The 13,747-nt window shown below is 48.7% G+C and carries 11 protein-coding genes, 2 pseudogenes and 1 CRISPR repeat array; of the genes and pseudogenes, 10 read left to right on the forward strand and 3 right to left on the reverse strand.

Features of this window, described 5'->3' with window-relative positions; translation table 11 throughout:
- Positions 1-101 precede the first annotated feature (101 nt).
- Entirely contained in the window at positions 102-527 is a 426-nt protein-coding gene (locus tag K4A83_RS07155; protein ID WP_265263780.1) for a hypothetical protein, read from the reverse strand.
- A gap of 192 nt (positions 528-719) precedes the next feature.
- Between K4A83_RS07155 and ccmS the strand changes: the two genes are divergently transcribed.
- The 10 genes from ccmS to K4A83_RS07205 all read left to right on the forward strand — a co-directional run bounded on the left by ccmS (position 720) and on the right by K4A83_RS07205 (position 12,604).
- Positions 720-1,160 carry a beta-carboxysome assembly chaperone CcmS gene (ccmS, locus tag K4A83_RS07160; RefSeq protein ID WP_265263781.1) on the forward strand — a complete coding sequence of 147 codons (441 nt, stop codon included), beginning with the start codon at positions 720-722 and terminating at the stop codon, positions 1,158-1,160.
- Between the two features lie 443 nt (positions 1,161-1,603).
- Complete coding sequence (locus tag K4A83_RS07165) at positions 1,604-2,506, forward strand: MBL fold metallo-hydrolase (RefSeq protein WP_265263782.1); 903 nt, start codon at positions 1,604-1,606, stop codon at positions 2,504-2,506.
- A 3-nt stretch (positions 2,507-2,509) separates the two neighbouring features.
- A complete protein-coding gene (locus K4A83_RS07170; protein WP_265263783.1) occupies positions 2,510-3,517 on the forward strand; it encodes a bifunctional riboflavin kinase/FAD synthetase in 1,008 nt (335 codons plus the stop codon).
- A gap of 100 nt (positions 3,518-3,617) precedes the next feature.
- Entirely contained in the window at positions 3,618-4,526 is a 909-nt protein-coding gene (locus K4A83_RS07175; RefSeq protein ID WP_407809934.1) for an AAA family ATPase, read from the forward strand.
- Positions 4,527-4,545: 19 nt separating this feature from the next.
- Entirely contained in the window at positions 4,546-5,097 is a 552-nt protein-coding gene (locus K4A83_RS07180) for a diheme cytochrome c (protein ID WP_265263785.1), read from the forward strand.
- A gap of 110 nt (positions 5,098-5,207) precedes the next feature.
- A complete protein-coding gene (locus K4A83_RS07185; RefSeq protein ID WP_265263786.1) occupies positions 5,208-6,284 on the forward strand; it encodes a hypothetical protein in 1,077 nt (358 codons plus the stop codon).
- Between the two features lie 134 nt (positions 6,285-6,418).
- A complete protein-coding gene (locus K4A83_RS07190; RefSeq protein ID WP_265263787.1) occupies positions 6,419-7,006 on the forward strand; it encodes a DUF1997 domain-containing protein in 588 nt (195 codons plus the stop codon).
- A gap of 112 nt (positions 7,007-7,118) precedes the next feature.
- The gene (locus K4A83_RS07195; protein WP_265263788.1) at positions 7,119-8,297 is read left to right on the forward strand and encodes a cysteine desulfurase family protein; all 1,179 of its coding nucleotides are present in this window, start codon (positions 7,119-7,121) and stop codon (positions 8,295-8,297) included.
- A gap of 1,509 nt (positions 8,298-9,806) precedes the next feature.
- Positions 9,807-11,864: an Rne/Rng family ribonuclease gene (locus K4A83_RS07200; RefSeq protein ID WP_265263789.1), complete on the forward strand. Its 2,058-nt coding sequence runs from the start codon at positions 9,807-9,809 to the stop codon at positions 11,862-11,864.
- 107 nt (positions 11,865-11,971) lie between these two features.
- A complete protein-coding gene (locus tag K4A83_RS07205) occupies positions 11,972-12,604 on the forward strand; it encodes a ribonuclease HII (protein WP_265263790.1) in 633 nt (210 codons plus the stop codon).
- 70 nt (positions 12,605-12,674) lie between these two features.
- A CRISPR array of direct repeats spans positions 12,675-13,437; the repeat unit is 37 nt; unit sequence GTGATCAACGCCTAACGGCGATCTAAGGTTATTTCAC.
- A 68-nt stretch (positions 13,438-13,505) separates the two neighbouring features.
- Here K4A83_RS07205 and K4A83_RS23105 read toward each other — a convergent pair.
- Positions 13,506-13,631: pseudogene (locus tag K4A83_RS23105) on the reverse strand (CRISPR-associated endonuclease Cas2); the annotation flags it as partial.
- Positions 13,632-13,635: 4 nt separating this feature from the next.
- A pseudogene (locus K4A83_RS23110) lies at positions 13,636-13,747 on the reverse strand (RNA-guided endonuclease InsQ/TnpB family protein); the annotation flags it as partial.

The raw sequence follows: 13,747 nt of genomic DNA on the forward strand, positions 1-13,747 counted from the left end.
CCCCCGTTATCCCCGTAGGGTTAGCGGGGGAGAACTTCACGACGGCTTTTCTTGATTCTCAATATCAGTCTTGAACCCGATTTGATCAGGTCGTGAGTGTGTCACTCTTCTGGGGTGGAAGGTTCGGGACTTTCTACCTCGGGGCTGAGGGTTTCCTCTAGGATAGGTTGTTCTGCGGCTTCTAGCTCGTCACTGGGGGCGACTTCTTCGAGGGTTTCCTCTAGGGTAGGTTGTTCTGCGGCTTCTAGCTCGTCACTGGGGGCGACTTCTTCGAGGGTTTCCTCTAGGGTAGGTTGTTCTGTGGCTTCTAGCTCGTCACTGGGGGCGACTTCTTCGCTGAGGGCTTGAACTGGACTCGTAACTTCTGCTGGAGTTGCATTGTCTAGGACTGCGTCAATGCCTAACTCGGATGGGATGGATGTAGGTGCTTGGGGTGCGATCGCCTCTACAGACCCCCCACAAGCCGTTGTTCCCCAGACTAACAACAGGGTGCAAAGAATTGTTAAAAAGGCTTGTATTTTACGCATAGTTGCTAACTCTTAACCTCATTGGTGGCAGCTGGTGTTGTTCTCATTTTAAGGGTGAACTATCCCACCTACAAGGGTGTAGGCATAGCTCCACGAAGTGGCACAGCAAGTTCTAGAGTATTTCTCGGGGAGATCCCCCTAGTGCCAAGTTTTCCCCGATAATTGATCGAGAACACTCTACTGCAACCCCGAATGTTTAATTTTGGCACTCCCCAACCCCCTCCAGAACAACAGGCCTGGCGACAGCAGTTAGACTATTTTGCTGAAACGCACCAACAGGAATTAGCCGCACTCGCTTGGGGACTATGGCAAGAGCATCAAGATCCCGATACCATTTTTGGCATTGACCTGCGCCCTCGCCCTCATTTTGTCTCGTTTACGAAAAGCGCCCTGATCACTCTCAACGAAAAAGTGGGCAATCATTTACAAGAAATTCTGGGCTTAATCGATGGGTATAAACCCGAGGCAGAAGTGCTGATGTTGGGGATTGGTCGAGGGCAAATCAAACTGATTTACTTTGCCCCTAATCCTTCTCCTCCCTTGTGTTTCGAGGAAGTAAACCAAGAGCCAGAGTCTTTGTTAACCTTACTAGAAGAGCGGTTAGCTGAGTTGTTTCCCCTTGAGTGTGATTAACGTCACCGTCTGCCTTGAATCCATCCGCTAGAATCCCCTCTGTCCTTTGTTAATCTAGAAACATCAAGCCCTCCAGAGTCGTAAAGTTGGTTGAGGATGGTTGAACAAAAAGAGCGACGCACTTTACGTCCCCACATAGGAACAGCTAGGGGTTAAGGAGTGGTCGGGTCTAAGGTTCAGGCGAGATGCTTCATGGGTACAACATGAGAGTAGAAGAACGCCATCCTAGTTCTTACCTATTGATTTTGCCTTGGCTGACAATTTTTCCCGATACGCTTTATTCCTGTTGAGTTGCTAGAAAAGAGGGAAATAGAATCAGTGATTGTTTTCGCGATTCTCGCCAGGCGAGACGTTTCGCGATCGCTCAATGCAAGCCAAAAATACCCGCTTGCTTGACCATAAGGGGATCAGTCAGCAACGCCTATCTTGTTTTGTAAACGCCGATGTCTAAACCAAACCAACAGTTCAAGATTACATTTTGGGGTGTGCGAGGAAGCATTCCCTGTCCCGGTGCCGAAACAGTACGCTATGGGGGAAATACCCCCTGTATCGCCATGGAAGTCGGGGATAAAAACCTGATTTTTGATGGGGGAACGGGATTAAGAGTGTTGGGACAGTCCTTGCTGTCTCGAATGCCCATTGAAGCTCATATGTTCTTTACCCATACCCACTGGGATCATATCCAAGGCTTTCCCTTTTTTACCCCCGCCTTTATTCCGGGGAATCAATTCCATATTTATGGCACCGTTGCCCCCAATGGCGCGACGATTAAGCAACGGCATAATGACCAAATGCTGCACCCCAATTTCCCGGTTCCCTTGCAAATTATGCAGGCGAATTTACAGTTTTATGATTTAGAAGTGGGAGAAGTTTTACACCTAGAGGATGTCACCATTGAGAATGCTAAACTGAACCACCCCGGCGAAGCAGTAGGATATCGAGTCAGTTGGCAGGGATTGAGCGCGGCCTATGTGACCGATACGGAACATTTCCCCGATCGTTTAGATGAAAATGTCCTCCACCTTGCCCACAATGCGGATTTATTGATTTACGATGCTACCTATACTGATGAGGAATATCACTCCAAAACGAGCAGTAAGGTAAGTTGGGGTCATTCCACTTGGCAAGAAGCGGTTAAGGTCGCCAAGGCCGCTAATGTTAAGCAATTGGCTATTTTTCATCATGATCCCTTGCATAATGATGAATTTTTGGATCAAGTCCATGAGCAGGTGAGCGCGGCTTATCCGGGGGCATTTGTGGCGAAGGAAAAACAATGTATTGATTTAATGGCTGTCGGTCATCACAAAATTGAACCCCAGAGCGGGTCAAATTGTGTCAAAATGTAAAGCGTGTGGATTACATCATCTCCTACTACTGTTTTAACCCCAACTGCGATCGCGCTCGGCAACTTTGACGGCATTCACCGAGGGCATCAGAAGGTCGTGCGCCCGGTTTTAGATCCGGTTTTGGACTCCGATCGGGTGATTGTTCATTCCCACCCTCCAACCGGACAAGAACGAGGGAGCGTTCATGTCTATCCAACGGTGGTCACATTTAAACCCCACCCCCAAGAATTTTTTAGTGGTCAAAAACGCCAACTCTTAACCCCCTTAGGGGAAAAAGCCCAAATTTTAGAACGGTTAGGCATTGAGCAACTGGTGTTATTGCCCTTTGATCAGGACTTAGCCGCCCTGAGTCCCCAAGACTTTGTAGAGCATTTATTAATTAACCAATTGCAAGCCACCCGGATTGCTGTGGGGGCTGATTTCCGCTTTGGTCATAAGCGGGCCGGTACCGTGGAGGACTTACAGGCGATCGCGCAAAAATTCGGCTGTGAAGTCCTGATCACCCCCCTCCATCGTCTCGAAACCGAACGCATTAGTAGTTCCCAAATTCGTCAAGCCCTGATTAACGGCGACATCCTCCGCGCCAATAACCTCCTTGGACGTTCCTACAGCATCACCGGAACCGTCGTCACCGGACAACAGCTAGGGCGTACTATTGGCTTCCCCACCGCCAACTTAGAAGTCAGTGAAGACAAACTCCTCCCTCGTCACGGAGTGTATAGCGTCCGTGTTTGGTCCAATCCCGAAGCCTCTCCCCCCAGCGCCCCCCAAATCGGCGTGATGAACCTTGGCTGTCGTCCCACTGTGGACAATAGCCACCAGAGAACCCTAGAAATCCATATCCTCGGCTGGTCTGGCGACCTCTACGGTCAAACTCTGACCATTACCCTAGAACAATTTCTGCGACCAGAACAGAAATTCTCCTCCCTCGATGAATTAAAACAACAAATCGCCCAAGATTGTTTAACCACCCGACAACTTTTGCATCCCGAATCCCCCCACGAAGTCTAAAGAAACCGCTAAGATTGGGCTGTAGCTACAGGAAAAACCTAGCATCTACTCCTTGATTTGTATGTCTACCTCCCTTGTGAACCCCCTGTCATTAGACTTTATGAGCGATCGCATCTCCAAACTAACCGAAAACTTAGCGCAGACCATCGTCGGCAAAGACAACGCCATCCGCCTTGTCCTCGTCGCCCTGATTAGCGGTGGACACGCCCTGCTCGAAGATGTCCCCGGAGTCGGAAAAACCCTCCTCGCCAAATCCCTTGCCCGTTCCGTCAACGGCAAATTCCAGCGCATTCAATGCACCCCCGATCTCCTCCCCACCGACATCACCGGAACCAACATCTGGAATCCCAGCAGCCGAGAATTTGAATTTCTCCCCGGCCCCGCCTTTGCCAACGTCCTCCTAGCCGACGAAATCAACCGCGCCACCCCCCGCACCCAGTCCGCTCTCCTCGAAGTCATGGAAGAACACCAAGTCACCGTAGACGGACAAGCACGCAAAGTCCCCCAGCCCTTCTTCGTCATCGCCACCCAGAATCCCATTGAATATCAAGGCACCTTTCCCCTCCCCGAAGCCCAAATGGATCGCTTTACCCTCTCCCTGACGCTCGGCTATCCTTCCGAAAGCGAGGAAATGCTCATGCTCCAACGTCAGCACAATAACATTAGCGTAGACTCCCTCGAACCCTGTATTTCCCTCGAAGAAGTCTTAAACCTGCAAAAACAAGCCCAACAAGTGCGCGTTGCCCCCGAACTTCAACAATATATTCTGAACCTCGTCCGCGCCTCCCGTACTGACGAAGAAATTGTTCTAGGTGTTAGTCCTCGTGGCAGCGTTGCCCTACAAAAAGCGACCCAAGCTTACGCCTTACTCAATCAACGAGATTACGCCATCCCCGACGACGTGAAATTCTTGGCACCTCATGTCCTTGCTCATCGTCTGATTCCCGCAGGTGGCAAACAAGGCCGTACTATCGTAGAACGACTATTGCGCACCATTCCCGTGGAATAACTGAACCTTTACCAGACTCATGAATCAAGTTAAATCGGATCACAAGACCCCCCCCAAAAAACAACGGAAATCCCCTTGGTTCCTATTTCTGTTGGTGATCGGTTGGAGTGTACTGTTAGGAACAGGCATGGCTCAAGCCATGAGTCCTAAAGAATCTCCGGCCTCCTTCTCCAAGTCTGTTGATCCGATTCCTTCTGAACTGCGACTAGCCGCAGAAGTGTATGTAGACAATTGCAGTAGTTGTCATTTAGCCCTTCCCCCGGAAGTTTTTCCTACAGCAACCTGGCGGGATTTATTACAAAACCCTAATCAACATTATGGGGTGCGCTTACCGAATATCTTCCGACCTGAGATTTACTTAATGTGGCAATATCTAAGCGCTTTTTCCCGCCCCCATCAGACTGGGGAAACGATTCCGTTCCGGGTCACGGAGTCCCGCTATTTTGCTGCCCTACACCCGAAAGTAGAGTTTCCTGAGCCTCCTACTTCTCGAACTTGTGTGAGTTGCCATTATCGTGCTAATGAATACAATTTCCGGGCGTTAAATCCTGAATGGGAAAACGCCCCTTAATCCATTGTTGGTCATTGATCATCAATCCTCAATGGGGTGAGGCGGGATCAAGAATCAAACGCTATACTGCTTTTGGGATTAGTAACTCTGACCAAATCGCCCCAAAATTCATGAAAAAAAAATCAATTCATTTTTCCTATTCATTGCAGTCTGGGTTAAATCATTGTTGGTGGCAAAGTTCCAGTTTATTTGCTTTGGCGGGTTTAGGAACTTTGATCACTTGGGTTATGGTAAGTGGGGGAGGGAAAAGTCAGTCTCTTCCGGTTCAGTCTCCCCAGTCTGGGCAATGGCAATTCACTGAACCGATTCCTCAAGGGGTGCCAGAGGCTCATGGTAGCATTATCCCTGATTTACCAGAGGTCGAAAAGGCTATACAAGAGGCTGAAGCTCAAAAAGCTTTGTTAAGTCAAACTCTCCCTCTGCCTGCCCCCATCCCCGACGGGCGTAGTTTGTTAAGAGAACGTTTACAATCTCTTCCGCCTCCAGTTTCTCCCATCCGTTTTGCTCGTCCTGAACCTGTGCCGTTGCGTCCTGGGGTGACAGGAGTTAAACCCGCAAGGCTAGCTATGTCAGAAGACCAGCCAATGCCTATTCAGAGGGAAACCCCTTCTGCTTTAGTGATTCAGCGCAGTATACCCTCTGGGGTGGTGGAAAACCGGGTTCGTTTAACGAATTTGGCCTTACAACAGGGAACCGGGCAGAGTATTTGTCAGGGGGAGCATTGTGCGATCGCAGGATCTCCCCCGGATCACCGCCCTAATACTCCTGCTTTTGTTGTAACCGGACAACCGATCAAGCTTTCTCCCCACCAACCACAAAGAGTTACAGTCCTTCCTCACAATACTCCTCTCCACTCTTTAGAGGGTCAGATTACTGTTCAAGATGCTCCTGAATTAGAGGCGAGGGTTGTGGTGAAGAATTCAGGGCAAGATTCACCCTATTTTGTGGTAACAGAGTCCCTAAAAATGGCTCATCGACTGCATCAAAAAGTAGATCGACAAAATTTGCCATTCACTCCTAAAAATACGGCACATTTTGACGATTTTGGGGATAATCCATTGGTTCTAGTCCAACAGTTTGGGCTGAATTTAGAACAAATAAAGGAAGCTATTGATCAGTACCAAGCTCAACGCCAGTGGTTGTTCTATCTTAGGGAGGATGGCATGGAGGATGATCCTGTGATCTAGAAAATAGAGAGGGCGCGAGCTAGAAATGTTGAGAAACTTCGTTGAGAAACTTCACAATTGAGGGGCATTAATTGGCAATTGTGTAAAGTAAGATTAAACGAAGGGCTTAATTTTCTCATTTTTCTAGTATTTTTATGAAACTTTATTTAGCGGCGGCGGAAACAGTTGCTATTGCCGTCGAAGCGGAAACGATTCCGATTAACCACTATTTGCGCCAACCCCAACGTTTGGTTCATGCGATCGCCGATTCTTCCCTGATGGAGTGTTTAGGAGGCGATCGCTATCGTTTAAAAATGCACCCCCTCAACCTACTGGATATCTACCATTTTCAGCCTACGGTTGTCCTCCGCGTTTGGGCTGATGGCAAGGGAAATGTCTATCTCAACTCCGAATCCTGCGAAATTCGAGGGATTGATTATATTAATGACCGTTTTAGTCTGAGAGTCCGTGGTATCCTCTCCCCAATCATTCGGGATGGGATGACCTATCTAGAAGGTCAGGCCAATGTAGAGGTGAGTGTAGAACTCCCGCCGTTATTGTTATTCACGCCTTTATCTCTGTTAGAAACCACAGGGAAAGGGTTAATGCGCGGGGTTCTCTCCCGCATTAAACAGCGTCTACTCTCCCATCTCATCGCCGATTATCACCACTGGGCTAGAGGGGAAGAAATCCCCTCAGATGCCGCTTTAGGCGTGAATTATGGGCTACTGATTGATCCCTAGACTTCAGTGTCAGGGAACAGAGAGAGGGGGAGAGGTAATAGGTAATAATTCTTAATTCCTCGTCTCCCGACTCCCAACTCCCGACTCCCAACTCCTACCCCCCAATTCCCTTATGTCCCAGCGTCCCATTTATATGGATGGTCATGCCACCACTCCGGTAGATCCCCGAGTGGTAGAGGCCATGTTACCCTTTTTTACCGAGCATTTTGGCAACCCTTCCAGCATTACCCATGCCTATGGTTGGGAAGCGGAAGCGGCGGTCAAAAAAAGCCGCCAAATGATCGCCGAAGCCCTCAACTGTAGCCCCGATGAAGTGATTTTTACCAGTGGGGCAACCGAGGCCAATAATTTAGCCATTAAAGGGGTGGCTGAGTCCTATTTTCAACAGGGCCGACATATTATTACCCTCGCCACCGAACACCGGGCAGTTTTAGATCCCTATGATTATTTGGCTTCCTTGGGGTTTGAAGTCACCAAACTCCCGGTTCAACCCGATGGACTTGTGGATTTAGAAGTGTTAAGCCAAGCTATCCGCCCCGATACCATTTTAGTTTCTGTGATGGCTGCCAACAATGAAATTGGGGTGTTACAACCCTTAGCAGAAATTGGCGCAATGTGCCATGAAAAGGGGGTTTTGTTTCATACCGATGCGGCTCAGGCGATCGCCAAAATTCCCCTTGATGTGGAAGCCATGCAAATTGATCTCATGTCCATTACCGCCCATAAAGTGTATGGTCCCAAGGGGATTGGCGCGTTATATGTTCGACGACGCAACCCCAGAGTCAAACTAGCCGCCCAAATTCACGGCGGCGGACAAGAACGAGACTTGCGTTCAGGAACCCTTTATACCCCCCAAATCGTGGGACTGGGGAAAGCCATTGAATTAGGGCTAAGTGAGGCGGGCGAAGGGGAGAGATTGCGGGAAATGCGCGATCGCCTTTGGAGCAAACTCCAAACCCTCGACGGCGTGATCCTTAACGGACACCCCACCCAACGTCTCCCCGGCAACCTCAATATCAGTATCGAAGGCGTTGATGGAAACGCCCTCCTCCTAGGACTCCAATCCATCGTCGCCCTCTCCTCCGGTTCCGCCTGTTCCTCCACCCACATCGCCCCCTCCCACGTCCTTACCGCTCTCGGTCGCCCCGAACCCCTCGCCTACGCCTCCCTACGCTTTGGCTTAGGGCGTTTCAACACCCCAGAAGAAATCGATCAAGTCGCCCCCGCCATCATTTCCACCGTTCAAGCCCTACGCAAAGCCAATCCAAAAACAAAGAAACCTCCCCACTAGCTCTTTGTGCTAAAATGGGAAGGTCGCTATCTTAAGAAACCCCGTAGTAGGAACGACTGGTTTATTATGAAACTAGTGTTCTCTAAATCTTGGGCTAGTGTGGTTCACAAAACCAACCCTTAATTGTGGTGTCCTGTACACCCTAAACGCAGCCTGTGCCAAAGGTTAGACCTTTGTCGTCCCGACGGAATCTAAATCCCGCGTTAGCAGGTTAAAGATCAGGCAAAAGTTTGCTGGTTCTTAGGGCTATCTCCCAGAAAAATCAGCACCCCAAAAATTAGCATCAATTACGATGTAGTTCAGGCGTTTCCTCCTCATCCTAAACTAGGTGAGAGTCCACGCCGATTATTCGTGAAAATGAGCGGAAAGTAGCGGTTGTGGCTTGGGCGCTCTACTGCTTGGCAGCTGCTTCAAAATTCTTGAAAAGTGGGTTTTATATCTGACGGCGTTTTAATCTGGCTCATGAGATCAATGAAGCGCGAGTATATTGTATAACTATTGACGACTGTTGATTCATAGTCATAGAAAGCAGGTTAGAGAACTCCAACCCCTTCAAGACAAGTAGCAGAAGAAACAAAAAGAAGATGAGGGCAATCTTTTAAGCTGATTCCTTGATCTTTCCTGAAATCTTAGGCCTAATCTCCCGGTTGAATCTTCCGGTTGAATCTTCCGGTTGAATCTTTCTCCTTCATCCCATTGATGAATCAGAGTAAGGTTTCCTGTTAATGAGGTTTTCTCTCAGCAAGGTTTTCGCCCGGAGAGATGGGGTTAGAGAGGCTAGGCAAGATGAACAGAACAGAAAACACCGAATCCTAAAAACTCTGAAATCAAAATTTCCCCTTGAGAATTCCCCTTTTCTTCCCTAAGTGGGTCTAGAGCCGTGAATACTGTAGAGTGGGCTTCATGGCGTAATCCCTGAATACAGTTCGTAAGCTAGACCCTAACACTTAGGACAGCAAAGATTAGGAGAACATTAACCTAGGATTGTTGGACAGCCACCCGTCCCCCTAACTGAAACAGATTATGGGGCAGTATTGATTAGATAGTATGGATTTAGATTGTGTTAATCAGATCATGCTCATCCGATGGTGTTACCCATCCCCTCAATTCATCGTGGTTGTCTTGTTCAACTTATCCCCTGTTCTGTAACCAGAGCGGAGTTTAGGGGGGTGAGTCGTCTGGCTTGAATTGTACAGTTGTGTTTCTGTGACGCGATCAAAGTTAAATTCAATTGATTACAGGGAAAACCCCCAGCTAAAAACTCACGCTTGAACATCACATCACCCCCAGTGCAGCCCAATATTAAGAGATGCTGCCTCAGTATTATCCTACTGGCTTGATTATCCAAGGGGTGAAGCAATCAAAACCGAAACCCGATGGGATAGCTTACGTCCTCCTCCACTTTCCGGCAATCTAGTTTGACTCCGTTTGATTCTCGTTCAAGGTACTGGCTGAAAAACCTTTGATCACGCACAGATGCTTAACCTAATTATTTTTTGAGGAAATTGGATGCCAAAGCAAATCATTATTGCTGAACAGCATAAAATCGCAGCCGTTTTTGCAGAAGATCAGATTCAAGAACTTGTTGTCTCTACTGGTAATCAACAAGTTAGCGATATTTACCTCGGCACCGTAGAAAATGTGATTCAAGGCATTGATGCTGCTTTTGTCAACATTGGCGATGCCGAACGCAATGGCTTTATGCACGTTACCGATTTAGGGCCTTTACGCTTGCGCAAAAGTGCCGGAGCGATTACGGAACTTTTAACCCCTCAACAGACGGTTCTGGTTCAAGTCATGAAAGAACCTACGGGGAACAAAGGCCCTCGTTTAACGGGAAATATTACCCTCCCCGGACGTTATTTAGTCTTAATGCCCTATGGACGCGGGGTAAACCTGTCCCGTCGCATCAAAAATGAAGCCGAACGCAGCCGTTTACGGGCCCTCGCCATTCTGATTAAACCAGCCGGGATGGGGTTATTAGTGCGGACTGAAGCCGAAGGAAAAGGCGAAGATGCCATTATGGAGGATTTAGAATACCTCCAACGGCAATGGGAGTCCATCCAACAACAGGCCAACATGACCAAACCTCCGGCCTTGTTGAATCGGGATGAAGATTTTATCCAACGGATTCTACGGGATATTTACAGCGCCGAAGTGAACCGGATTGTAGTAGATTCGGCGGCTGGTGTTAAGCGGGTGAAACAACAATTAATGAACTGGAGTGGCGGACGGTCGCCAGAAGGGGTGTTAATTGATCATCATCGCGATCGCCTGCCCATTCTGGAATACTTCCGCGTCAATGCGGCCATTCGGGAAGCCCTCAAACCCAGAGTGGATTTACCCTCCGGCGGGTATATCATCATCGAACCCACCGAAGCCCTCACCGTCATTGATGTGAACTCCGGTTCCTTTACCCGTTCCGCCACGGCACGAGAAACCGTCCTCTGGACCAACTACGAAGCCGCCACCGAAATCGCCCGTCAAATGCGACTGCGGAACATGGGGGGCGTAATTGTGGTGGACTTCATTGATATGGACTCCCGGCGGGATCAATTGGCTTTATTGGAACACTTTAATAAAACCCTGCGCGCTGACAAAGCCCGCCCCCAAATTGCCCAACTTTCCGAACTCGGGCTAGTGGAACTGACCCGCAAACGCCAAGGTCAAAACCTCTATGAACTATTTGGCAAAGAATGCCCCCACTGTGGTGGTTTAGGGCATTTAGTTCAACTGCCCGGCGAAAGTGGCGAAGAACTGCCCGAACGAGTAGTTTCCACCACCCCAACCTTAGTTAGAACTCCCGAAAAACGGGAGGAAGAAATTGAGGGTCTGTTTGACGTGGGAGGCGATGAGAGTAGTGCGGATTTAGATTTACTCCATCATCCCAGTTACCAAGAACCCGGCGGCAACAACAAACGCAGACGGCGACGGCGTTTAAGTGAGTTAGAACTAGGGAACAAGAGTAAACCCCGTCCTTCGGGTACTAATGGGCAAAAACTCGATACAGACAACGATTACAGTGGCAATAACGAGTCCTACGGAATTTTGCGAGATTCTTCTGGGGGTCGAGAACGGGATAGTAGTGACAAATACAGTTCCAGCCGCAGTTCTCGGATTCGGGAAACTATTATTCCCGAAAAAGTCTCGGTAGAAATGACTCCTGTTGAACAAGATATTTACGCCATAATGGGGATTTCGCCCCTGATTCGTGTCGATCGCGAGTTGAAAGATCCTAAAGCTGTCATTGTCTCTGTTCGTCCTGTCGGAACCGACGAAGGGGTAGAAGAGGAACGGGAAAAACCCGCAAAACCGATTCTGAACAATACCGTTGAGTCTCCTAGCACGGTCAATGAGTTGGATAGTCAGCCGGACGAGGAGGAGATTGAGGAAAATAGTCCGGTGATCTCCGAGGAGTTTGTGCCGTCTGTGGAGTCTGTTCAATCTGTGGAGTCTGTGGAATCCGGGATTGATGATCCAGAGTTAGAGTCTAATGGCTCTAATACTGAGGAGGAGGAAGATCGTCCCGTCATCCGTCGCCGTCGTCGTCGTTCTTCTGCTCGCTAGGGCAGAGTCATAATTAGTTATCTGTTTATAGACACCTCCTAAAATCCCCTTTTAGGAGGTGTCTGTTGGGAGTTGATAGTTATTAATTGATAATTAATGCTTGATTCATGTCTTCCTATTTTGTAGAAAGTGAATTACCGGAGCTGGCAACGTCTTATGAAACTGTGGCGGGAGTGGATGAGGTGGGGCGGGGTGCTTTGTTTGGGGCAGTGGTGGCGGCGGCCGTTGTTTTGTCTCCAGTCGCTTGTTTGGAATTGGTGAGGGCGGGGGTGCGGGATAGTAAGCGCTTGTCTGCTAAACGACGGGTAGCTCTGGCAGAACAAATTTATGCGATCGCCCTTGATGTTCAAATTGGTCAAGCCACCCACCAAGAAATTGATCAAATCAACATCTTTCAGGCCTCTTTATTAGCCATGAGTCGCGCTGTTGAAGCCTTAAATCCTCCCCCCTCTATCTGTTTTGTGGATGGAAAATTCCCCATCCCCCATTTAGCCCTACCCCAGCAAAATATTATCAAGGGGGATCAGAAATCTGTCGTCATTGCCTCAGCTAGCATTGTCGCCAAGGTCTGGCGAGATCAACAGATTATAGAGTTAGCCGCAGAATACCCCCAGTATGATCTCCTGGCCAATAAAGGATATGGCACTCCAAGCCATCTAGTAGCCTTGCAACAATATGGACCTTCTCCCTACCATCGCTTATCGTTTAAACCTTGTTCGCGCAACACCAGTTTTTCTTAATGCTTTTGATTGGGTGCGATCGCGTGCTGAATATTTCCTTGATTCCATGTCCTAACCATTCAAGCCGTTACGGATCAACGCCTAACGGCGATCTAAGGTTATTTCACATTCTGGTTGAGGAACTACTCAGCTAGGATTCCTGACGTGATCAACGCCTAACGGCGATCTAAGGTTATTTCACTCTCCAACTCCCTAACCCTAGCCTTAAGAGCCTCAATCTGTGATCAACGCCTAACGGCGATCTAAGGTTATTTCACGTTGAGTGAGGGAGATGGTTGTTTGCAGCCTAGTGTGATCAACGCCTAACGGCGATCTAAGGTTATTTCACGGTCAAAGGCGGGCAGCTCGTAAATCGTGTAATCCGTGATCAACGCCTAACGGCGATCTAAGGTTATTTCACCTTGACTGAGGGGCCTTTAGCCGTTGAGGACTATTTGTGATCAACGCCTAACGGCGATCTAAGGTTATTTCACCCGTAGAAACGATATAAGCCTCTTTTGGATAGATAGTGATCAACGCCTAACGGCGATCTAAGGTTATTTCACGCCTAGAACGAGTAGAGACCTAAGAAGGATGATTGTGATCAACGCCTAACGGCGATCTAAGGTTATTTCACGACTCGAAATCTCGTTCTAGGCACCAAAAACCTGTGTGATCAACGCCTAACGGCGATCTAAGGTTATTTCACTCCCAGTGGCTCAATTTAGCCTCTATCGAGTCGGTGTGATCAACGCCTAACGGCGATCTAAGGTTATTTCACAATTTCAGAGGCTGCCTGTTCAATCTTTTTAAAACCGTGATCAACGCCTAACGGCGATCTAAGGTTATTTCACGGCACCCGCCAGAACCCTTACAGGACAACACCCCTCAGACAGTTTTGCAAGCACCTCCTTCACCTCCATCAACTCACCCGAAACCCACCCTCATCCAACAGCCAAGTATTTGGCCGATTATACTTCGGCAAATCCTGCACACACTGCCGAGACAACCGAATCAAAATCAAATCATCCTCCTTCTTGACACTCCTCGGCCTAAAGGCACGAGGATTCTTGGTTCACAGACTCGCCATAACCTAGCAGGATTGCTCCAACCAGGCTAGAGGGCAAATCTCCCCAAGCTTTAGATCCGGTATGCCCTACCGTA

Source organism: Spirulina subsalsa FACHB-351, assembly GCF_026130165.1.
In the GTDB taxonomy this organism is placed as follows: domain Bacteria; phylum Cyanobacteriota; class Cyanobacteriia; order Cyanobacteriales; family Spirulinaceae; genus Spirulina_A; species Spirulina_A subsalsa_A.

Bases quoted from the DNA above. Each gene is read 5' to 3' on its own strand.
- K4A83_RS07165 (WP_265263782.1), top strand. From the start codon at position 1,604: ATGTCTAAACCAAACCAACAGTTCAAGATTACATTTTGGGGTGTGCGA.
- ccmS (WP_265263781.1), top strand. From the start codon at position 720: ATGTTTAATTTTGGCACTCCCCAACCCCCTCCAGAACAACAGGCCTGG.
- K4A83_RS07185 (WP_265263786.1), top strand. From the start codon at position 5,208: ATGAAAAAAAAATCAATTCATTTTTCCTATTCATTGCAGTCTGGGTTA.
- K4A83_RS07155 (WP_265263780.1), bottom strand. From the start codon at position 527: ATGCGTAAAATACAAGCCTTTTTAACAATTCTTTGCACCCTGTTGTTA.
- K4A83_RS07205 (WP_265263790.1), top strand. From the start codon at position 11,972: ATGTCTTCCTATTTTGTAGAAAGTGAATTACCGGAGCTGGCAACGTCT.
- K4A83_RS07190 (WP_265263787.1), top strand. From the start codon at position 6,419: ATGAAACTTTATTTAGCGGCGGCGGAAACAGTTGCTATTGCCGTCGAA.
- K4A83_RS07200 (WP_265263789.1), top strand. From the start codon at position 9,807: ATGCCAAAGCAAATCATTATTGCTGAACAGCATAAAATCGCAGCCGTT.
- K4A83_RS07180 (WP_265263785.1), top strand. From the start codon at position 4,546: ATGAATCAAGTTAAATCGGATCACAAGACCCCCCCCAAAAAACAACGG.
- K4A83_RS07195 (WP_265263788.1), top strand. From the start codon at position 7,119: ATGTCCCAGCGTCCCATTTATATGGATGGTCATGCCACCACTCCGGTA.
- K4A83_RS07175 (WP_407809934.1), top strand. From the start codon at position 3,618: ATGAGCGATCGCATCTCCAAACTAACCGAAAACTTAGCGCAGACCATC.